The organism is Gracilibacillus ureilyticus, from assembly GCF_900111195.1.
Classification (GTDB): Bacteria; Bacillota; Bacilli; order Bacillales; family Amphibacillaceae; genus Gracilibacillus; species Gracilibacillus ureilyticus.
Map to the genome: position 1 here is coordinate 1 of NZ_FOGL01000018.1, position 22,788 is coordinate 22,788.

A 22,788-nucleotide genomic window follows, 5' to 3' on the forward strand; every position below is an offset into this window, starting at 1 on the left:
TCACTGCAGATTTCGTCGTGATCTTCCCCTCAGGACGAAATCTTTCTCATGGTCACTGCAGATTTCGTCGTGATCTTCTCTTCAGGACGAAATCTTTCTCATGGTCACTGCAGATTTCGTCGTGATCTTCACTTCAGGACGAAATCTTTCTTCTGTTCACTGCAGATTTCATTGTGATCTTCTATTCAGGAAGAAATCCTCTCCTTACCCGTGCGGCATTTCGTTGTGATCTTCTAATCTCTCCAGATTCTCATGCTCTCCTACCCTATTTCCAAATACTTTTCCGCTCTGATCGCTTGATGAACTTCCCGGACGTTGCTCGCAGTCTCGCTTTCAGCAACAACCTCCGTCCTTCTGGTGTTCTTGTAAAAATGGCTTCTCCTTTCCCGATGCGTTTGTTCCATTTTTTCAAAAAGATATCTACATATTCTTTTTTCCGACTGATTTCCTCTGGAATGGCATGGTAATCATGACGTACCCACAAGTGTTTGCCTGATCTGCGATGGAGCAGATATCTGGGATTATCGATCGGATCTACCAGCTGTTGGACTGCCTGGAGAAAAACTTTTTGTTCTTGTGTACGGCCCTGTTCTAAATAGCCATACAGACTGCCTTCCCCGCCTTTGTTAATAATGATCTTGTTCTCGCGCAAAGGAGTCTCCAGTAAACCAATCTCGAATAATGTATCATAAATTGCTTCTGCCACCTGCTTCATTCTTGATTCAATGGACGAGTTAAACAAGAATATCCGCAGTGCTCGCCACCAGAAAGGGCTTGATATGATAAAACCAATCAGAAGACCCCATATCATCGCTGCACGGATTTCATCGATTGATTCATAATAATAGCCATACTCACCGATTGTATAAAAAACATTTAGAAAAATTGCAGCACAAATAATAAATAAAGATTTTAACGTATTACGCAACACAAAAATTGGCGGAAGCTGTTTTGCATTTATTTCTACTTCCTCTCTTTTCTTTTCTCCTTTATGGACAGCTTCCTGCCACTTTTCAAATAAACGCAATCGATCCCTTGCTCTTTCTAACATAATTTCATTTGTTTCCTTGATCACTTTTTGCTTAAATGGCGGTTTTGCTATGCTCAGTCGATCAATGCCTGATTGAATGATCGGGAGCTCTGCATCCACACCTGATAGAGACTGAAAGCGGCGCGTCAAAGACTCATAATCATAACCTCCATCATAAGCTTGAGTATCCACACAAACCAGATGCCAGATATTGGCTGCCTTCTGTTCATTCCCCCGCTCTGCACGGATCGCCCGTCCCCGCATTTGGTTTGTCAGCATAAAACTCCCGACATATGAAGCTAGGATTAACGTATTGACACTCGGCGCATCCCAACCTTCACCCAAAAGAGCTGTAGTACCGACAAGCACATCAATTTCACCACTGGCAAAAATCTCAGTCATCACTTTAACCATTTCCTGTCGTGATGTACCTTTCCATGTAATCATGCTGTAACGATCATCATGTACCAGTTTTTTTGCGGTGAATTGTAAATCATCTCTTTCCAAAAAAGATACTGCCTCATTTGGAACTATTACCACGGATCCCGTTAATACGCCTAATCGGCAATCTTCTGCTACATTTCTGCGCAGCTTTTCAAATATCGGAACAACACCTAACCGAATGAGCGGTTTTTGTTCTTCCACTTTTTGTGGCAAATCCTCCTGGTAAATATAATCAGCCAGCACAACTAAACGGAGTGCATCCTGTTGTGAATCTTTTTCCAACTTCACTATCTCTACGATACTATCTAGTTTGGAGGCACTATGTAAAAGTGTTCTCTGCATGGATCTTGTCGCGATCAACTTCACTCTACGCCGCTCAATCACTCCAATTGATGATAATTTCTTTTTGATTGATTTAAGAGGTTCTTCTTTCGGATCAACATACTTGTCACGATAGAGGAGAAAACTCAGTAATTCCTCAGTCCATTCCATGTCAAAGGAAGGCAGCTTAGATGCTTTCTCTTCCATTATTTGAAAAGGTTTTTCCCAGGCTGAACTGCCAGTTTGCTTTAAATAAACAATCAAACTAATAAAACAGGAATAGCTGGCAAGCTTCTCTTCAACAAAATCCGCAGATAAGATCCAAGGATGATTCTCGATTAAAGCCTGGAACGCCTGACTTTTTAACAGGTCAGCTCTCACTTGTTCTGCTTCCTGATGAAAAACATCAATCGGTTCTTTCTCCCTTGGAGTAAGTGGTGACATCCAGAGATAGTCCTGATGCGGACATAAGTCCCCTTCTTTTACAAGAGCGGCTACCTCAATTTCTTCATCAATCGGCCCACACAATTCAATATATTTATCCCATTCCGCTTTTCCGACATCATACGGCGGAGTCGCTGTTAATGCAATTACAGCAGGATTATCTAATTGATTTCGCACATGCATCGTTGTTTTCCACCAGTTTGTCCTTAGGTGATGCGCTTCATCCAATACAAAAGTCTGGAACTTTTGCTCAAAAAGACGCTCAATTGCAGCATGTTTTTCCCCATTTTTCAGTGGAATATCCTCTTCTTCAAGATCATCCAATTTCGATTCTTCCCGTTCTGTTAATGTATCTTGAAATAATGCATATAACCCCTGGTATGTAGTAATCGTCATAAATGAAGGATTCTTAATATCTGTTGAAATCCAGTCAGGCTGCTGATCTTGTTGTAAAAATAGCTCTGTGAAACGATGCGCCCACTGATTACGGATCGCAAGTGTCGGGGCCACAATTAATGTAGGTTTATCAAGTCTTAGAATCACTTCCAACCCTAATACAGTTTTTCCCGAACCAGGCGGGGCGACAAGGTGCAGATGCCGATTTTCTAAATGTTTGTCCAGATGACGCAAAACATCCGCCTGGTAACTACGCCAGGAATAGCAAAATTGAATATCACGCGGAAAACTTTTCATTTTCCACACCCCCTCTCACATAAAAAAGCCGGTCTTTCCTTTAATGGAATGGCCAGCTTTTCCTCATATGATAACTTTTTCTAACTCATTCCTTCGTTTTAATCCAAGTATACAATAATAACCCCGCAATAATAATCATTTGGCCCAAAAAGATTACAGCATCCCAAAAATACGGACTACCGGATGGTGAAATCAGTGCGGGTAGGAGCCTAGAGAACAGATAGATAAATTGTGGAAGGATATATATAAATAATAATGCCAGTGTAATAGATACCCCGATTAAATAAAAAACTGCATACAATCGAATATAGACTTTTTCATCTTGAAAGATTTCTGTCTTGGGATTCTCTTTGACAAAAGGCAGCCATTTTCTAATCAATTGCTGACTGTTTTCCATAATATTATAGCAACCAGTAATATTTTCAAATAGATAATACAAATCTGTCTTCATATAAAAGCAGCATTGATAAATGGTTTTGATAAAAATATCCAGCACTACAACGGCCAAAATACTATCCACTATTGTTCCTTCCATTGGCACGAAAAAGCGCAGTGTGAGTACGATCGCTACAATCCACTGGTCAAAATAGATTCCGCCCAAATACAACAGATTCCGCTCTTTAGGCTGCAATTTCCATGCTGGAGACATGTCTGTTTCGAATACTATTAAAATGTAGAGACGATGGCCAATTCCTAATTTTGTCGGGAGATTATGAGCTCTCATTGCAAGAATATGACCGAATTCATGGATAAGTATGTGTAATAATGACAAAAACATATACAGCAATACGCTTATCATCAGTGAGTCGAAGATAAATATATCTTGGTAATTCGGAAAAAATTCCGGCTGAATAATCATGTACAGAATATTAATAAAAATTATAAGAGCAAGAATGATGATTGATCCACGGTGAAAAAAGAATCGTCCTACTTGTGGAGGTATCCACATAAACCCGGTTGGAGTTGAATTAGCTTTTTGCTGTTGCTGTTTCATTTCTTTTCCATCTATCTCTTTTACCAGTTCAAGATCAATGAGCTGTTCTGCAAATGCTAAAATATCAACTTCCTCTTCAGGATATCTTTCTTTTAATATTCCTTCTATCTCATCCAATGGAACCTGATCATTAATTAATTCAATTGCATCAATGCAAATTTTCGGCATTTCATAAAATTCACCGGAAATATTGTCTTCCACAATGTAATTTTTCTTATCTTTACGGAATGTAAGAGGATTAAGCGTTATATGAGAATTTTTGGAGATCATCTTCATCACCTGCTAATTATTTACATAAAAAAAGAAAAAGAGGTAGTCCGAAAACTACCTACCTGCAATTAATACTTCCAGCTTCCCCAAGCACACCACCAGCATGTTGTTTTCAATTTTTTTAATTTACGGATTTTCATTTATTTCACCTCTTTTCTTGTTATTGTATTTATCATGAAACTCGACCCAACTTGGATAAATTTCTTTAAACAGTTTAACAACCTCTGGGTCAAATTGAGTCCCGCTACCATCAATAATTCTCTGATAGGCAACCTCTAATGGCAGTGCAGCCCGATAAGATCTAGAGGATGTCATTGCATCAAATGCATCTGCCACTGATGTAATTCTTGTAAGTAATGATATTTGCTCACCTTTTAAACGATCTGGATATCCATTTCCATCCCAACGTTCATGATGATGCTTTATTACATCTATATACTCAGCAATTCCTTCGACATTTCGAACTGCCTCTGCTCCAACAGTCGGATGACTTTTTATTATTTCGAATTCTTCATCTGTGAGCTTCCCTTTTTTGGATAAAATGCTGTCAGGAATATGGACTTTACCTATATCATGTAAAAGACATGCATAGTAAAACGATTTTAATTCTTCTTCTTTAATCTGTTTGGCAGACTTAGCAAGCAATCTTGCATAGCCTGCAACCCTTTCACTATGACCTCTAGTATATGGATCCTTCAATTCCAGTGTCGCAATAACCCCTTTAACAATTCCCTCCAGTTGATTATCATAAGAAGTCTCAATTGCTCGTACATATGCTATAAAGCGGTATAGAATAATACTGGCGACAATTATCAAAATAATAGTTATGATAGCAGGCAGTATAGCTACAGGTTCCCATAAAGCCAACCCAACTATTAGATACTTCGCTAAAGTTCCAAGCGATACCAAATAGAAGAATGATTTATTAACAAAAATAGGAGAAAACAAAATAATAACAATTTCTGTTATATTCCCACTTCTATACGTAACATCGCTACTTGAGTAAAAAATAATTTCGGAAATGATATTTACAGACGTAAAAACAAGGAATAGTAAGTATTTTACCTGGCTTGTTTTCTCATTACGTATAAGGTAAATGGCTATTGGAATTAATATTATTAATACTAAGTAAACGAGAATACTGCTTCTTTCCCCATTATAGAGGGGATCTGTAAAATAAACTGTAAGATAATAATATACAACATCATAAAGAAAGAAGATCCCGTAAAACAACCATAAAAACCAGATTGTCGTTCGTCTTTCTTCCTTTGCCAGATTTGCGTATTTCTCTGAATATCGCATTCGTATTCCTTTCTTTTACAACCATTGATTAAACTTTATATAATTCTACTATATTTTCATTAAAATAGAAAGATAATTGTAAAAATATGTTGGTATTTTTTTGAAATTTAATATTTTCATGAAAAGAATTGAATTTACAGATAATAGAAAATATACTGTTTATAACATAAAAAAAGATTGGAGTGCGCCATAATGATAGATTATAACTCAAAGCATTTTTCGTGGAGAAGCTATGTTTTTCTAACTTTCAGTGTGCTGACTCCTGTACTTACTCTCATTTTGTTCCAAACTGATATTATATTCGATTTCTTCGGCACTACAGGTACTTGGCTTACTCTTTGTCTGATTTTAATATGCCTGGGGGGATCACTTATAATGGCTCCTTTAACATTGAAGCATAAAAATGAAAAAAGAACGATTGCCATAATCGCTTTGATTATAACCATCATTAATTTTTCCATCGTTCTTTTTCTCATCTGGTTTGCCATGCATTTCAGTGGCCCATAAAAGTAAGTTCATTTATGCATTACCTATTTAAAACCGTTGATTAATACCTTTCCGTAAATTCTACCTTTTCCCATTCCGACTCATTTATGAATTCATCGACAATATAGTTATCCTCTCGACCGGATTAATATTGCGATAACAACAATCGGTGAGATTAATAGTCCAATTATATATCTAATTAAACCACCAATAATAGTAATGAAATTTAAAATACCTCCCTCATTTCTCCTGAAATTCTCTTTCCTTAACTGGTAGACTTGCCATTCAACGTTATCCATATTATCTTCTCTTCTATCCCTGAAAAAATGATTTATGTAGACCATGGATATTGGCAAAAACGGCAGAGCTACAAATAAGTATACAGGAAAGAAATCCATTAAAGCATATCTCCAACCATCAAGGGACATGAACACTACAAAGACGATTAACATAGTGATAAACCCTAAAATATATACTTTGATTAACCTAGTTAAATAGTAACTCTTGAAAATGGTAAAAATTCTTCCCAAATAAATCACTCCTTTTTTCCATTATTTAGATATTATACATAAAAATATAAATTATATCATTAAATTTGCAATAAATTGTAGATTAGCTTGAAAAATGGTCGAATAATGATAGATAAGATTCTTCTCCTCCTAATTGATTCCTGCTAAGTTGTATTTAATTATAAAAATAAAAAAGCCTAATAAGATCCCTCTCATTAGACTTTTTTATTAAGCAGATGTACTGTTCTCTGATTCACTATCAAGTCGCTCTCCGTCCTGATCCACTGGATGCTCTATAATTACAACTGTACCCAGTCCTTTTTTACTCCGGATCAGAAAACGATAATTGCCATTAAAAATTAGTGATAACCTTTTTTGGATATTAGCTAGTCCGATATGATCTGTGGTGTATTGATTTTTATCTATCTTATGACGGAGCTTCTGTAAATTCGACCTGTTCATTCCCTGTCCATTATCGATTATAGTAAAGCGTATGTTGTGATGGCGTAATCTGATTTTAATTTTCACTTGTACCTCTGGATGTTGTTTTTCGTAATCCATTCCATGTTGTAAACAATTCTCGATTATTGGCTGTAAAACGAACTTTAACACTTTTACTTCTTTATCTTCTTCTGCATAGTCCCAGTGAACGTTAAATGCTTTATCTGATCTAATACTTAAAATTTCGAGATAATTTTTCGTGTTCTTTATCTCTTCCTCTAAAGTGACTGTATGGTTTTTTATTCGTAAGGAAAAATTTAAAACATCTGTTAATGTTTCGAGCATCTTTGTCACTTTATTCGGCTTCCCGGTAAGCGCCATTGCCCTCCAGTAAATGACAGCCAGCGTATTGGATAAAAAGTGCGGATTAATCTGATTTTGCAACGCTAATAATTCAGCTGACTGGAGCTGATATTTTTTATCCTTAAGTTCTTGTTCGAGATTGTTCTGGTCGATATAATTTTTCAGAATTCTGCGGACAATCAGCTGATATTCGTTATCTTTAAATGAGATGTTTTCAATTAATTCTTCTTCTTTTTGTTTTGTAGTATTGATAATTGAGATAATATCACTAACATGGCGGGCATTTTTTCTTGATAAATAATAAATCGTTGCAACACCTAATAATAAAGATAACAGAACGAAGGCAAAAGTTAAGAACCTTAACTGATTCGGCAGATAGTAGAGAATGCGTTTTTCAATCACTGAAAAGTATCTTAAATCATGTTCTTCCGAATAAAGTTGATTGACAATGTACTCTTTGTTGCCGATTTCTAATTCATATGTCTCCTGGTCATTGTCTGACAGTAAATCATGGATGTTCCATTTTTCACTGTGACTATTTCCGTAAAGCTTATTGTCATGCTGGTCCACTACAAAAATACTCTGATTATGATAATTGTTCAATTCATTCATCAGGTCTTCGAAGTAATTCTGATAAACATTCAGTACAATTAACCCTTCCGAAGCAGGTGCATTTGTCTTAAAAATGTTTTTATAGATGGTGATAACAGGCTCGGGCTTTTCAAAAGGAAATTGAGCAATCTGTCTTGTCCTGATCCAAGCCTCCTTCTCTTTGGATTCCGGATTGTATTCTGTAAACCATGATTTATCATACAAGGAGTCGATAGTTGTCACACCAGAGCGGGATGTCAACAACCTGTTTTTCCTGTTCGTGTAGTAGACATAAATGGAATGAATATATGGTGTGGCAATTTCCTTACGGCGCAAAGTTCCTTCACCATATTCAATATTTCTTTTTTGTTCAAATGTTAAATAATTCGAGTCGAGAATGTTTTGAAGAGAAAGAATCATATCAGCATTCCAATTATAATCAAGATGCAGCAAATGCATTTCATTTAACACTGTATTTGTTTGCTGTTCAAGCTGTTGCAATGTATTGAGATTATTGCTGCTGATCGATTCTTTCATATATTTATCTGTAATAATAATGGCAAATGAACCGAGAATGAATACCGGTATTAATAGTGGAAAAAGGAATAATACAATATTTTTAAAAAGAATTTTCTTATTCATTAGTTACTGTTTCTGCTTTTTTATTACGATATTCTCTCGGAGTTACTCCATAGTACTTTTTAAACATTCTCGTGAAATTTTTAGGATTGGTATAACCTACTAAATTGCTGATTTCATATGTTTTGTAATGGAAATCTCCCAGCATCTCTGCAGCTTTCCTCATTCTTATTTCTGTTAAGTAAGCGGAGAAGTTAGTTCCTGTTTTCTCTTTGAAAAAAGTACTGATATAATTTGGTGACATTTTACATAATTCGGCGAGATCATCTAATGAGATATTTGCATAATTCTTTTTCGTGAATTCCTTGATCGTGTAAATAATGTTTTCCGTATACGTGACTGTTTCCGGTGGAGCGGTCGATACGTTGGTGTCTAAGTTCTTCTTCAAGTTAGAAAATACTTCATGAATTTCTTCGTATTTACCTGGCTTTACGATGTAATCAACCACTCCATACCGGAGAGCTTCTTTCGCATAATAGAAATCTTTATATCCACTTAAAAAAACAATCTGGATCGGCTTTTTCTGTAAATTTATTTCCTTCGATAAGTTAATACCATCCATTACAGGCATTTTTATATCTGTCAAAAGAACATCGACTTGATGTTGATTAAGGTATTCCAATGCCTTCTTTCCATTCTCACAATCATGCACGACATCAAACCCTAATTGATTCCACGGAAAATAATTTCTCAGACCGCAGCGTATTTCTAATTCATCATCAACTAATAATATTTTATAAATGGCTAACGACTCCTTTCACAAAAAAGGTATCATTATTTTATGTTCCATAAAAAGATAAGATACCTTTAAATGTAAGCGCTTAAATTATTAGTGTATTTATTAATTAAAACGGCTTTTTTTGTTAGGGGAAACAATTATACTAAACATACAGATTAATTGATTATAACCAGTTTCATTTTAATAGAAAAGAATATCATTGGCAACTTGAGAAATGAAAGGGTGTTGGGATGAGTGCAGTAAAATTAACAGAATTAGCCCGTACGTTTTGTTTGTCGATATTGAAATTATTCTACTTAAATATGCTATGGCTACTGTTTACAATGTTAGGTTTAGTCATTTTCGGATTAGCCCCCGCTACTGCTGCATTATGCCAAGTTCAGCACCACTGGTTAAAAGAAAAACATGTCTCGTCGACATTCAGACTATTTTGGAAAGAATACAAACAGCATTTTATGAAAACAAACGGCTTAATGATTATCTTAATTTCAATCGGTTACATTATTTATTTCGACCTTCAGTTTTTTATGGATAAAGAGGGTTTATGGAACAGGTTGATCAGCATTGGAATTTTTATTCTGTCTATTTGGTACATGATCATCATTCTTTATATTTTTCCTGTTTATACCTATTACGAAGTGAAGCTGTTTAAATATATTCAATACGCTTTTATTGTTGGATTGCTAAATCCGTTTCGAACAATTGGAGTGGCATTCACTGTGGGTGGAATGGTATATCTTTCTTTATATTTTCCTCAGATTATGTTTTCTCTTGGAGTTAGCTTAACTTTTTTTATACTGATGATTATGGCAAATCAGGCAATGAATCAGGTTGCTGTTAAGAAAGAACGCTACAGTTAATAATTTTTGATTTAAAACAATTGGCATAATTGTTTTAAATAAATATTTAATCGTAAAGGGGAGAAATAATGATGCGACAAAAATGGAGTCAAATGGGATTTATGTGTTTATTCATTTTTATGATCGGATTTATGGCAGCATGCAGCTCTGACAATCAATCAGCAGAAACAAGTAATGGGACAGATACAGAATCAACTGATGAAAAAGTAGAGTTGCGTATGCTATGGTGGGGCTCTCAAGACCGCCATGACCGTACACTGGAAGTGATAGATCTGTATATGGAAGAAAACCCGCATGTCACAATTTCTCCAGAGTTCACTGGATGGGATGGTTATTGGGAGAAAATGGCTACGCAAGCTGCAGGGGAAAATCTTCCTGATATCATCCAAATGGACTACAAATATTTAGCAGAATATGCAGGAAAAGATTTACTTGCAGATTTAACTCCTTTTGTGGAAAGTGGTGTATTGGACTTAAGTGATGTGGAAGACACATATATTGATGGCGGTAAATTAAATGACCAATTATTTGCTGTTAATATTGGTGCCAATGCATTTGCGATGGCAGTAGACAATGCAATGTTTGAAGAAGCGGGTGTACCTAAGTTAGAGCCAGGATATACATGGGATGAATTAAAGGAAAGGGCGAAACAGCTTTCTGACAATTTGGGCGAAGGTGTGTATGGTGTTCAGCCAAATGCCGGCATTATGGCCTTCAAGCATTATTTAAGACAGCATAATAAATGGGTATACAGCGAGGATGGAACAGAATTGGGATATGAAGATGATCAATTATTAGTTGACTTTTTACAAATTACAGTTGACATGCTGGAATCTGGAGCAGCTGCACCACCAGATGTGTTTATGACTGCAGGTGCCAATGTGGAACAGTTTCCGATTGTAAATGAGGAAACAGCAGTGGCGATGGATGTACACAGCAATCAGTTAATCGCCATTGAATCTGCAGCCGGAAGGCCATTAGACCTTATGCTCCACCCATCATTAGAGGGAGGCGAACTTGGACATTACATTAAACCAGGACAGTTTTTATCTGTATCTACCCACTCAAAAGAACAGGAAGAAGCAGCAAAGTTTATTAGTTTCTTCACAAATAGTATAGAAGCAAATGAGATTTTGAACGCAGAACGTGGTGTACCAATTGCAGGCAAAGTGCGAGAACATTTAAAAGAAAATGCTTCTGATGCCGGCAAAAAGATGTTTGAATACGTTGAGCTGGCACAAGAGTACAGCCGTGAAATTGATCCACCAGATCCACAAGGTTCTACAGAAATTGAGTCGTTGTTTGAGAATGAGGTAGCAGACCCGATTTATTACGGAGAAATTACTCCAGAAGAGGCAGCAGAAAACTTTAGAGCAAAAGCTTCGGAGATATTAGCAAAAAACAAATAAGACTATAACAGAAGCCATCTATTTCCGCTAAGGTGGCTTCTGTATGAAATGCTGGAGGTGTCATTGATGGCAGATCAGATAAATGTAGCAAGACAAGCCAAAGAATCAAAGAAATTGAAAAATCAGCTGAAAACAGATTTTATTGGGTTTGGTTTTATCGCACCATGGCTTATTGGCTTTTTAGGTTTTATTATTGGACCGATGCTTGCTTCTTTATATTTTTCCTTTACTAATTATGATTTACTCACAGCCCCTACATGGATCGGGTTAGAGAATTATATCAACATGTTTACAAATGATGACCGGTTTTGGAAAGCAATTCGAGTTACCTTTATTTTCGTTTTTGGCAGTGTACCATTAAAATTGGCTTTTGCCCTCTTTGTAGCGATGCTTTTTAACAACAAGCGACGTGGCGTCGGGCTGTATCGAACATTATATTATGTGCCCTCCATTCTTGGAGGAAGTGTTGCAATTGCGGTTGTGTGGAAACAATTATTTGGGCGTGACGGAGCCATTAATGAAATTTTGTCAGTCTTCGGGATACCTTCCATCAGCTGGGTGACCAGTCCTGATTTCGCCCTATCCACATTAATTATATTAGTAGTCTGGCAATTCGGCTCACCCATGTTAATTTTCTTGGCCGGATTGAAAGCGATACCAAACGAACTGTATGAAGCAGCATCGGTCGATGGAGCGAATCCCTTTTTACAATTTATTAAAATAACCTTGCCAATGCTTTCACCTGTTATCTTCTTTAACCTGGTGATGCAGACAATTCAGGGATTTATGGCATTTACACAAAGTTTCCTTATCACAGAAGGCGGACCGATGGATAATACTTTATTCTATGCAGTGTACCTCTATGAAAAAGCGTTTGCTCATTTTGATATGGGGTATGCATCAGCATTAGCATGGATCTTATTATTAATATGTGCTGTCTTTACTGCATTTATTTTCCGGACTGCGAAAAGCTGGGTCTATTATGAATCGGAAGGAGGAAATTAATTATGAGGAAAAATAAATCACTTAAAACAGTTATTTATCATGGTTCTATTTGGTTGTTGGGCATATTGATGATTTATCCAATCCTCTGGACGATTGCCAGCTCGTTAAAACCAGAAAATGAAATATTTCGTCATGCTGCCTCCTTAATTCCTTCTGATTGGAAATGGGAAAACTATGTACAGGGATGGGAAGGCTTCGGAAACCTCAGCTTTTCTACATTTTTTCTTAATTCGGCATTTGTTACGACAATGGTGGTTATCGGAACTCTTTTTTCCTCCACCCTGGTTGCGTTCGGTTTTGCGAGGATAAATTTTCGGTTTCGAACACCATTATTTATTTGCATGATTGTCACATTAATGCTGCCACAGCAGGTCACATTAATTCCACAGTACATCCTTTTTCATAATCTGAATTGGGTGAATACGTATTTACCATTAATTGTGCCAGCATTTATTGGCGGTATTCCTTTTTTTATTTTCCTTATGATTCAGTTCATACGTGGGATACCGAGAGAGCTTGATGAGGCAGCATACATGGATGGTGCCAGCACATTCGGTATTTTCTGGCGAATCATTTTACCGTTAACCACACCAGCATTAGCGACAGTAGCCATTTTTTCATTTTATTGGACGTGGGATGATTTTATGACACCACTCGTATATTTAAATGATACGAAGCTTTATACCGTGGCATTAGGCCTGCAAATGTTCTCAGATCCTTCTTCTGTATCAGCCTGGGGACCAATGTTTGCAATGTCTGTTGCTTCCATTGTCCCGCAATTATTAGTTTTTCTGTTTTTCCAGAAATATCTGGTTGAGGGCATTACAGCAGGTGGTGTAAAAGGATAGCAGCGTTAGAAACTGTACTCGTTGAGGCAAAAGGCTGTGCTGAGTTAGAATTTATGCAATGTCTTTTGCCAATTCAATTACTATTGGTATAACCTATTTTCTACCTTTAACATAGTGTGTAGAATACAACTCTTCTATAAACCGGCTCCCTTTCCGTGAAAATTGCAGAAGCTCTCCCGGACCTTTTCCCCATGATTTATAGATAGTAATGGATGGTTTTAAATTATGCTCGGTTGCAAATTTTTTTAACATTTCGAGGATGTAAGTCTGTTTCGTAAACTGTCCAACTATAACACTTTCCAAGTAAGGGATTTGCCTGAATCGCCAGTCTTTCACTTGTTTATGTCTTAATCTTCCCATTTTCACGAAAAGTTCAACAGGGCTTATATATCCCTGTTCGCTGATCAGTGTTGGAGCATGTTTATATACACTTTGTTCTAATTTTTTCTTATTCATATAGCACCTTTCTCTTTATTCGACCCATTTCAAGCCATACTTTTCACAAAATCCTCTGGCAATTTCTTTATACCGTTCGTCCCGATAAGCATACCAGTTCTGTTCCAAATCGAGGTCCTCTATATTATCCCTAAACCTTCTGAATGCACCTCTTCCACGTATCGCACGCAGTAATTTATTTTTAGCTGCTTCATTTTCGACTGTATAACAAAATTCTTCTATTATACGATACTCGTGAATGTCAAATTCGTCCGGCAACTCTATGTAGTTTTCTTCATTCTCAAGGATGTCGTATGCAAGCTCCATTTGTTCCTGTTCCCAGCCATACATGTCATCAAAGGGTTCCCCGTCTTCGGCCTTTGTCATATACTCACTTAATACACTGATGACATTCCCTGTTTTCCTCTGCAGCAAATCAATATTGTCGGATGATTGCATTTCCATCGAGGTTAAAATTTCATCAAGTTTCACTTTTGCACCCATCGATTTCCAGGCCTCCGTGATAGATTTTATTCAGAATAATCATTATTCAATTCCCCAATTATAACAATATTAAGCAACAAAAAGTAGGGATTTTATAGAATAACAGACAACATTAATACTTCCTCAACTGCTCCAGCGTCCTCTCCAGATCTAACGTCCCGTCATTATTTAACTGAAGATAATCCGTCCTTTGGGCGATTGTCATCGTTTTCCCATTTCCTAATCTAGCCGGTCTTTCCAGTTGCAGGTCATGCCGCTTCGATTCATCAAGTACTTCCTTCATTGCTGCATTGCGAAGTTCTTTCCTGTTCTCCCCTTCTTTTGCAATGATCTTTACACAAAGTTTCTCCTCTTCCAGCTGGAAATAGTATCTATCATGGCGTTTGGAGCCCCACCAGAACCCTAGAAAACCTCCTGACTGGTTGGATACATAGTCCCAGTCCCCATCTATTTCTTTTTGGATTTCCTTGTAAAACCCTTGCCATGCATTACTGTTCCATTCCGAAACCCGCCTTGTTTGAAAAGAGGAAACTTCCTCCTCCAATTGCTGCAAATGCCGGTAATAATCTAGGAAAATTGTATTTGTGATCCCTCTGTTCCTTCCATTTTTTAATATTCTAAGCATCATTTGACGTGTAAACGGCGCATATTCCGCTTCGATTACAGAGCGATAATGACTCTGATCACCAATTTTATAGTAGATAGGCAATTGAGTGAGATCCGGATACTCATTTTCCACTTCTTCTCGATAACGGATCAGCTGATTGGAGTGATTTTTTGTGTATGTTTTATCCTCAATTAATATAGCATATGTATTGTTTATAATTGTAAGTATATCCAGTGATTTAAACTGCCGTTGGATGGTAATTGTTTCAATGACAGGTGCCGGAATGTTATGTAACGCAAAAATGGCTGAGATAAACTCATTAGCTGTTTCATACAGCAGCTTGTCCAGTGAACGGTATGGCTCCTCACTCCATGACATCAGCCAGCAAAGGAAGGCATCCTGAGACAGTTCACTTGTGGCAAATTCAAATAAATTCGGTCTCTCCAAATATGCAGAACGGCTGTCACGGGCATTTTCTATTAACTTTTCGATGTCATGATTGCCTTTGTATTCTTCCCATTCACTCTTGGCAAGTATTGAATCCACATGCATTGGCGGCCACAAAACGGAATCTCGCAAATCAAGAATTCTTGCATTTTGTTCAGGATAATACAATAACAGACGGTCTTCATCCTGCTGGGCAATTATCTCCGGAACTTCTTCCACCCTTTTTACATATCCGCATTGAGCCTTACAGATATAGGCAGGATATGTATCTATTAAAATATTTCCGGTTTCACTATTACTCAGTTCTTCCCATGCATCTTCGATCAGATTTTCCCCACAACATGGACATATTAATGATTTCAAAATAAATCTCCCCCTTTAATCTATAGACGTCCCAATCCATCAAAAACAGCATCATTTTTAATAATAATTCTATTCTATCTAATTTTTGGTATTTTATCCATACCGAATTGTTACTTTTTTACTATTTTTTAATTTTTCTATGATTTTTTTATGTATATAATTACCCAATTTCTAATCCGTTCATTGATTCATCTGAACCATAACCTTAGGATTCCATGATTATAAATCCCCTTCATCTCTATAATCAATCAAACCCATCAAAAAGTAGCACCATTTTATAAATTCATTCAAATCCCCTTAATTTCTGCCACAATTATTAACAAAAAATGTTCTGAATAGTTGATAGAATTACTGACTTTCTTGCTATATAGTTAGATATATAAGGAGTTGACGACATGATTGGTATGAATATTCGAATTTTGCGCAAGAAAAATAAAATGAGTCAGGAAACGCTGGCAGAGAAAGTAAATGTCTCCCGTCAAACGATAGCAAAATGGGAAAACGGCGAAGCTCTTCCTGATATTCATAAATGCAAAATACTTGCTGAACTGTTTGATATTACGCTGGATCAATTATCAAGTGACATGGATACAGAAGATGTTCAGCAGATGGGACCAAAAGGAAAGCATTTTTTTGGTGTGGTAAAGGTTGGCGAAAGAGGACAAATTGTCATTCCTAAGGATGCGAGGGAAAGGTACGGTATTCATGCCGGAGACAGGCTGATTGTGCTAGGTGAAGATGACTCACAGGGTATCGCCGTGTTAAAAAGTGAGACTTTTTTAGAATTTGCTGAACTGATTCGTAAAGCAGAAGATAAGGAGGAAACAGAATGAGCAAAATTGTCTTCTTTTCACTTCCCGCTCACGGACATACAAATCCTACCATCCCTGTTGTAGCGGAATTAACAGCAAGAGGTCATGAAGTCAGGTACTACTCATTTCAGGAATTCAAAGAAAAAATAAAAAATGCAGGGGCTGAGTTTATATCTTGTGATGCTTACCTGCCAGCTCTCTCAGAAAAAGAAATCAATCTAAAGGCAGGGAGAGATTTTGCTGCATTAATTGAAATGATGGTTGACACGGCAATTGCGATGGAAACAAAGGTATGTGCCGATTTAGAAAAATGGCAGCCTGATTGTATCGTTTCAGACTCCTTAGCGCTATGGGGAGAATTATTTGCTAAAAAGTTAAACATTCCATATGTATGCTCTACCACCACTTTTGCCATGAATCAGCACACCGCCAAGTTAATGAAACCGGGCATAAAAGAAATATTCCGAATGGTACTTGGTATGCCGCGAATCAATAAGAAAGTCAAACTGCTGCAGGCCCATGGCTATCAGGTGGATCATTTTGTATCACTGATTCAAAATGATAACAATACCGATACGATTGTTTATACATCCAAAACATTTCAGCCAATGGCAAATACTTTTTCCAGTAAATTTACGTTTGTTGGGCCATCTATTCGGCCTTTCCAAGCGGACCAGGTGGTAAATAAAAAAAGGAAAAGCCTTTATATTTCACTAGGCACTGTGCTTCAGAATAAAGGCTTTTACGAGAATTGTATTAAGGCATTTTCCGACAGTGATTATGATATAGTGATGTCCATTGGTGAGAAACTGGACATATCTGCTCTTGGAAAGATACCAGATAATTTTACTGTAAAAAAGTCGGTGGACCAGATTTCCATTTTGCAGCAGGCTGATGTATTTATTACCCACAGTGGTATGAACAGTGTGAATGAGAGCCTATATTTTGGCGTTCCAATGATTCTATACCCGTTTCACAGTGAACAAAAATTAATTGCCCAACGCGTAGTTGAGCTCGGAGCAGGGATGCTGCTGAAGGGTGATAAACCAAAGCACTTAGTGATGGCAGTTGATAAGGTAATGGGAGATCCGCGTTATTACGAGAATGCGAAGAAACTATCTCATGATTTTCAGTGTACAGGCGGAGCATCAGAGGCAGCTGAAATGATATTGCGGAAAATAGAGAACTGAGTTTTCATGGAAGTTGGGAATCGGCGGGTCATTGTTATTTTATCCCGGATATTCAAAAGCTATTATTATAATATATTAATGTCTTTAATCTTTAATATCTTTAAATATGTATTTACGCAAGCTGTATCCATTGCCATGACTGGGATTTGGACACTTAGCGGTAAGTATTTTACGAACCGGAATGTTCGTGTATTACTTACCACTTTTCATGGTCCAGTCAGTATTTTACGAACTCTGATCATTTATTGGGGTACGTAAACTACGAACTTATAGTAAGTGATTCACGAATCTTTTTTAATTCTTTCCCATTGAATTCTTTGCCTCATTGCCCTGTTTTTTTTTATTGCTGATTCTGATCAATCAGTTTCTCCAATTTCTCCAAATGGAAGGAATAATCAACAATGGAAGAAGCGATAATCATATGGCGAAGCTGCTGCTCTTTGTTCAGGTGATAAAATTCTAATACCTGATCGTAAAATTTGTTTTTTTCTTTTAAAATATTGCCCCCTATTCTCTCGTGCTCCTGTTTAATCTTGCCTGAATATTTTAATAACAAATATTCATGATATTTAATAAGTTCTTCCAGCTGATGATCGAATATTTTATTTTCATTTTTTAAAGTTTTATCCTGAAAATAATGCTCTTCAATATTATCTAACAGTTCATTACCCTCTTGTAAAACCTTAAGAAGCTGTTTAAACAAAGCCACTTCCTCTGTATTCAAACGTTTTGTCTTTCCAAACTTTTCACTTTCCTCGTCAAACATTCTAAACTGTGCTTCTAATTTTATTAAGTCTTTTTTGAACTTTTCATCAATCTCATGATAAGAAGATTCTTTCAGTTCATTGGATATTCCCGTCCTCATCAGTAATGACATGTTTTGAAAAGTATTGTTTACATCCTGAATAAATTTCTTTTTGTATTTTGGTGGAAATACTAAGATATTCACAATAATTGCCGTACATGTCCCGATAAAAATGGCGAGAAATCTTTCTAAAGCAAAATAGTAGTTTTCACTGCCTGTTGCACTCATAACCGCTAATGCAGTAACCAATGTTAAAGGGATAGTATTTTCCATTTTTAACTTTATATTCAGACCAATCATTAATGCGATGACAAACCCGATACTAATAGGGTTGACGCCAAAGAAATAAATGAAAAACAAAGCAATGGATGCGCCTAGTGAATTGGTAACGACTTGATCTGATAATTGCTTCCACGTGCGGTAAATAGAAGGTTGGACAGCCAAAATTGCAGCAACACCCGCGAAGAGGAAGTTTTCCATATTTAAAATCATACAAATATATATTGATATGGTCACAGCTAAACCAGTTTTTAGAATTCTGGGTCCGAAAATCACAGGAATCTCCCCCTCCAATGCGCCAAGTTGTATTTAGTAAAAATTTGTGCCATAGCTTTATCGTACGTAACATCATGAAAAATATCAAATAGATTACTGATATGCAAAAATTATTTATAGCAAAATCCTCTTCCTTCTATCCAGAGAGTTTACTTAGTAATAAATACGGGTATTTTGAATTGAAGATTCTAAATTATTTTTAGAGAGGTTGATAGAATTGACAGCCAAGAGATCCAAAAAGAAGAAAAAAGGAGTTATCAAGCTATTATCAGCATTATTTCTTATTTCCTGCTCTATACTTCTAATCATTGGGATAACAGGTTATGCATTTATAAAAGATGCACCGCAATTAAAAACCTCTGAACTGGAAAACGCAAAATCTTCCGTGATTTATGATATGAATGGAGAAGAAGTTGCCACGATTTCCGGTAACGAACACAGATTACCTGTAAAAATTGAAGATGTACCATTAATGGTACAGCAGGCCTTTTTAGCTGTGGAAGATGCCAGATTCAGAGAGCATAGCGGCATTGATATTCAAAGAATAGGTGGTGCCATTTTAGCGAATATACAAGAAGGGTGGGGTGCTGAAGGCGGGAGTACGATCACACAACAAGTTGTAAAAAACACTTACCTCACAGCAGAAAAAACGCTAAAAAGAAAAGCGCAGGAAGCCTATTTAGCCCTTAAAATGGAGGAAAAATATTCCAAAGATAAAATTTTGGAAATCTACCTGAATAAAATTTACTTTGGGCATGGTGCATATGGCCTTGGGGCAGCTGCAGACGTTTACTTCAATAAAAAAGTGGAGGACTTAACCGTCGAAGAAGCAGCATTATTAGCAGGACTACCTCAACGTCCGAGCGGATATGATCCATTTAACTATCCCGAAAATGCAAAGAATCGGCGTGATACCGTCCTTTCTTTAATGGCGGAGCACAATTTCATTTCACAAGAAACAAAGGAACAGGCCCAGAGCATTAGTATAAAAGACAGCCTGCATAACGAAGAAAAGAAGCAATCATACCAATATTTTATTGATCATGTAGTTGAGGAATTAATCGCACGTGATATCCCTGAAAATGAAATTTTTACTGGTGGATTAAAAATCTATACGACTCTTGATCCGAACGCACAGGCACATACTGAAAGAGTAATGACAGGGACAGAAACTATCCCTTTTCCTGACGATAACTTCAAAGCTGGTGTTATCCTGTTAGATACTAAATCTGGTGCTATTCGGGCTATTGGCGGAGAACGTAATCCTAAAGAACAAGACGTGAAAAGAGGGTTTAATTATGCTACACATATCCAAAGACAACCAGGTTCAACCGTTAAGCCTATATTGGATTATGGTCCTGCCATTGAATTTCTTCAACACTCTACATATCACCAAATAAAAGATGAAGAAATCGAAATTAACGGGAAAACATTTAAAAACTATGATGACGAATTTCACGGAATGGTATCAATGAGGGAAGCTCTGGTGAAGTCATATAACATACCTGCCATTAAAACATTCATGGAAATCGAAAAAAGCAAAAAGCTGGAATTTGCCAGTAAATTAGGAATTGACCTGGAACATGCTTATCCAGCTTATGCGATTGGTGGTTTTGGTGATGAGGATGGAGTATCTCCATTAGATATGGCTGGTGCCTATGCAGCCTTCGGTAACCAAGGAACCTATCACGAGCCATACAGTGTGACGAAAATTGTATATCCGAGCGGTGAATCAATCGAATTTCAACCTGAAGCTGTAAAAGCGATGGAAGAACATACCGCCTACATGATTACCGATATGCTGGTAGACGTTGTGCAAAGAGGGACAGGCAGGCTTGCCAATATTGAAGGACTTCCTCTTGCCGGGAAAACCGGGACAACCAATCCACCGGAAGGAATCGAAGAAGGCTCTACAGACTCCTGGTTCGTCGGCTATACCACAGAGTATACAGCAGCAGTTTGGACAGGATACCCTTCAACATCAACGGTGCAATATGTAACAAAACAGGATGCCCGCATTGCCAGATTACTTTTTAAAGAGATTATGGCAGAAGTGTCTAAAGATATTAACACAGAACCTTTTGCAAAACCGGCTACTGTTAAGGAAGTGGATATAGACAAACGAAATGGTCGAAAAGCTTCGGCTTACACTCCTGAAAGCAGCATCATTACAGAATTATTTGTAGAAGGAACAACTCTACCAACAGCATATGTACCTCGTCGAAGGACAGAAGAAAGTAACAACAATGTAAACGTGAGCCGTAATCCGGCACCGAAGAAAGACACGGAAATAGAAGAACCAAGTGAAGAAAACAATGAAGAAACAAATAAAGATACCGATGAAGAGAAAGAAGAAACAGAAGAGAAAGAAAAAGCTGATGAAAAGCAAAAGCAAGAGGAAACAGAAAAAGAAGAGAATGATGCGAACGATGTGAATGACTCTGATCAGTCAAACAATAACAGCCAGCCTCAAAAAGAGCCAGCGGAAGAGAAAGACACTTCCGAGGAGAAGGGCAAAAAACCGCAAGAGGATCAAGGCAATCAGAAGAATTCTGACAAAGAGGAAAAGCAAGAGAAAAAGGAATCAACAGATAGTGATGATGATAAAGCTGAAGTTAGTGAAGAGCCAGTAAAACAAGAAGAAAGCAACACCACAGAGGATGATAATGGCACAGACGGTGAAAGTACTGAGAAAAAGGAACCTTCCTCTTAATACATTTGGTTGAAATGAAAGGAAGCAAGAGCCTTGTTAAGGTTTTTGCTTTTTTTATGCATGATTTTAGCGATGAGATTTATGATTTAACGGATCTGCGTTAAAATTAGTGTAAATATCTACTCACGTTGTCCGCATAACTGATGGTGTGAAAAATCAATATATAATTAATGGAAAATGGATCAGTCACCTAAGAAACTATTTATATATCCACCAATATTATTACTAGTACTAGAATCTGGGTCGGACCGGTAATATCCGCTATCTCCACCTCTTTGGTAGCCTTCCACATAAGTACCATCCGAGCGATAATAACCTTCGACATAATGAGGTTCAACATGGTGAATACCTGGAGAATCATCTGTTTCATATTCTACATACTCATCATCATAATAGTAATAATCATCCTCTACGACAGGACTTGGTTCACCATCATTCAGCCAATGATAAATTCCTCCACCTATTCCTAAGAAGAATAATATACCGAAGGACAACTGCATAAACCCTCCCATTGTCTTACACAAAATATAGTGAGGATACTTTTCAGGATGTTGGTTCGAAGCTCTACTGGCAGCTTGACTATATAACTGAGCTCTTTTATTTTTACGAAAACCGAAACCAATGCGAAGCACTTAATCGGTTATATTCTGATTCAATAACATCTTCTATGAAAAAATATGACTTACCAAAGAACATCCATGTAATAAGACCCATAAGTAGAATAATGCCAGCTATTATCATTATTTTCCAATACCAGCCATCATTCCACAGCTCTATAAGTTTAGCAACATACTCCATTAACAGTCACCTCTAAGAAATATACAATAGTTCTATATTACTATATAAAAGAGTGTGAAATCTACTGTTTTTTCAGAGATCCATCAATAGACTATTTCAATGTGAGCAACATTAGAAAAACAATAACTCAAAAAATCTCAATCAGAAAGCATCTCATGTATACTGCATTAA

The 22,788-nt window shown here is 37.0% G+C and carries 19 protein-coding genes; 8 read left to right on the plus strand and 11 right to left on the minus strand.

Annotated features, from left to right (window positions below):
- Positions 1–265 precede the first annotated feature (265 nt).
- From BMW36_RS15680 to BMW36_RS15690, 3 genes are all read right to left on the minus strand, one after another.
- Positions 266–2,932: a DEAD/DEAH box helicase family protein gene (locus BMW36_RS15680; RefSeq protein ID WP_089742836.1), complete on the minus strand. Its 2,667-nt coding sequence runs from the start codon at positions 2,930–2,932 to the stop codon at positions 266–268.
- Positions 2,933–3,017: 85 nt separating this feature from the next.
- The gene (locus tag BMW36_RS15685; RefSeq protein WP_245711716.1) at positions 3,018–4,196 is read right to left on the minus strand and encodes a peptidase; all 1,179 of its coding nucleotides are present in this window, start codon (positions 4,194–4,196) and stop codon (positions 3,018–3,020) included.
- A gap of 126 nt (positions 4,197–4,322) precedes the next feature.
- On the minus strand, positions 4,323–5,498 hold the full coding sequence (locus BMW36_RS15690; protein ID WP_089742840.1) for an HD-GYP domain-containing protein: 1,176 nt from the start codon (positions 5,496–5,498) through the stop codon (positions 4,323–4,325).
- A 375-nt stretch (positions 5,499–5,873) separates the two neighbouring features.
- On the opposite strand from BMW36_RS15690, the gene BMW36_RS20755 reads away from it, so the two are divergent.
- Complete coding sequence (locus BMW36_RS20755; RefSeq protein WP_281243064.1) at positions 5,874–6,005, plus strand: hypothetical protein; 132 nt, start codon at positions 5,874–5,876, stop codon at positions 6,003–6,005.
- Between the two features lie 107 nt (positions 6,006–6,112).
- Here the strand turns inward: BMW36_RS20755 and BMW36_RS15700 are convergent, their stop codons facing one another.
- The 3 genes from BMW36_RS15700 to BMW36_RS15710 form a co-directional block, all read right to left on the minus strand.
- Positions 6,113–6,514: a hypothetical protein gene (locus tag BMW36_RS15700; protein ID WP_089742843.1), complete on the minus strand. Its 402-nt coding sequence runs from the start codon at positions 6,512–6,514 to the stop codon at positions 6,113–6,115.
- Positions 6,515–6,721: 207 nt separating this feature from the next.
- Positions 6,722–8,530, minus strand: a complete 1,809-nt coding sequence (locus BMW36_RS15705; RefSeq protein ID WP_089742845.1) for a sensor histidine kinase — start codon at positions 8,528–8,530, stop codon at positions 6,722–6,724.
- Positions 8,523–9,269, minus strand: coding sequence for a response regulator transcription factor (locus BMW36_RS15710; RefSeq protein ID WP_089742848.1), 747 nt, complete (start codon positions 9,267–9,269; stop codon positions 8,523–8,525). The genes BMW36_RS15705 and BMW36_RS15710 overlap by 8 nt, the downstream gene beginning before the upstream one ends.
- Positions 9,270–9,496: 227 nt before the next feature.
- On the opposite strand from BMW36_RS15710, the gene BMW36_RS15715 reads away from it, so the two are divergent.
- From BMW36_RS15715 to BMW36_RS15730, 4 genes are all read left to right on the plus strand, one after another.
- Entirely contained in the window at positions 9,497–10,126 is a 630-nt protein-coding gene (locus BMW36_RS15715) for a YesL family protein (protein ID WP_089742850.1), read from the plus strand.
- A 68-nt stretch (positions 10,127–10,194) separates the two neighbouring features.
- Complete coding sequence (locus tag BMW36_RS15720) at positions 10,195–11,535, plus strand: ABC transporter substrate-binding protein (RefSeq protein WP_089742852.1); 1,341 nt, start codon at positions 10,195–10,197, stop codon at positions 11,533–11,535.
- A 66-nt stretch (positions 11,536–11,601) separates the two neighbouring features.
- Positions 11,602–12,540, plus strand: coding sequence for a carbohydrate ABC transporter permease (locus tag BMW36_RS15725; RefSeq protein ID WP_089742854.1), 939 nt, complete (start codon positions 11,602–11,604; stop codon positions 12,538–12,540).
- A gap of 2 nt (positions 12,541–12,542) precedes the next feature.
- On the plus strand, positions 12,543–13,388 hold the full coding sequence (locus BMW36_RS15730) for a carbohydrate ABC transporter permease (protein ID WP_089742856.1): 846 nt from the start codon (positions 12,543–12,545) through the stop codon (positions 13,386–13,388).
- 93 nt (positions 13,389–13,481) lie between these two features.
- On the opposite strand, the gene BMW36_RS15735 is transcribed toward BMW36_RS15730, so the two are convergent.
- The 3 genes from BMW36_RS15735 to BMW36_RS15745 all read right to left on the minus strand — a co-directional run bounded on the left by BMW36_RS15735 (position 13,482) and on the right by BMW36_RS15745 (position 15,744).
- A complete protein-coding gene (locus BMW36_RS15735; RefSeq protein ID WP_089742858.1) occupies positions 13,482–13,844 on the minus strand; it encodes a hypothetical protein in 363 nt (120 codons plus the stop codon).
- Positions 13,845–13,859: 15 nt separating this feature from the next.
- Positions 13,860–14,327 (minus strand): UPF0158 family protein, encoded by a 468-nt coding sequence (locus BMW36_RS15740; protein WP_089742860.1) that lies wholly within the window; start codon positions 14,325–14,327, stop codon positions 13,860–13,862.
- Positions 14,328–14,439: 112 nt separating this feature from the next.
- Positions 14,440–15,744 (minus strand): PD-(D/E)XK nuclease family protein, encoded by a 1,305-nt coding sequence (locus BMW36_RS15745; protein WP_089742862.1) that lies wholly within the window; start codon positions 15,742–15,744, stop codon positions 14,440–14,442.
- A gap of 395 nt (positions 15,745–16,139) precedes the next feature.
- Here BMW36_RS15745 and BMW36_RS15750 point away from each other — a divergent pair, with 395 nt between their 5' ends.
- Entirely contained in the window at positions 16,140–16,577 is a 438-nt protein-coding gene (locus BMW36_RS15750; protein WP_089742864.1) for a helix-turn-helix domain-containing protein, read from the plus strand.
- The gene (locus BMW36_RS15755) at positions 16,574–17,746 is read left to right on the plus strand and encodes a macrolide family glycosyltransferase (RefSeq protein ID WP_089742866.1); all 1,173 of its coding nucleotides are present in this window, start codon (positions 16,574–16,576) and stop codon (positions 17,744–17,746) included. Before BMW36_RS15750 ends, BMW36_RS15755 begins: the two co-directional genes overlap by 4 nt.
- A 340-nt stretch (positions 17,747–18,086) precedes the next feature.
- On the opposite strand, the gene BMW36_RS15760 is transcribed toward BMW36_RS15755, so the two are convergent.
- Complete coding sequence (locus tag BMW36_RS15760; RefSeq protein WP_089742868.1) at positions 18,087–19,106, minus strand: FUSC family protein; 1,020 nt, start codon at positions 19,104–19,106, stop codon at positions 18,087–18,089.
- A gap of 217 nt (positions 19,107–19,323) precedes the next feature.
- On the opposite strand from BMW36_RS15760, the gene BMW36_RS15765 reads away from it, so the two are divergent.
- Positions 19,324–21,819 carry a transglycosylase domain-containing protein gene (locus tag BMW36_RS15765; protein WP_245711717.1) on the plus strand — a complete coding sequence of 832 codons (2,496 nt, stop codon included), beginning with the start codon at positions 19,324–19,326 and terminating at the stop codon, positions 21,817–21,819.
- Positions 21,820–22,001: 182 nt separating this feature from the next.
- Here BMW36_RS15765 and BMW36_RS15770 read toward each other — a convergent pair whose 3' ends face one another.
- On the minus strand, positions 22,002–22,313 hold the full coding sequence (locus BMW36_RS15770) for a hypothetical protein (protein ID WP_139180331.1): 312 nt from the start codon (positions 22,311–22,313) through the stop codon (positions 22,002–22,004).
- Positions 22,314–22,788: the final 475 nt, after the last annotated feature.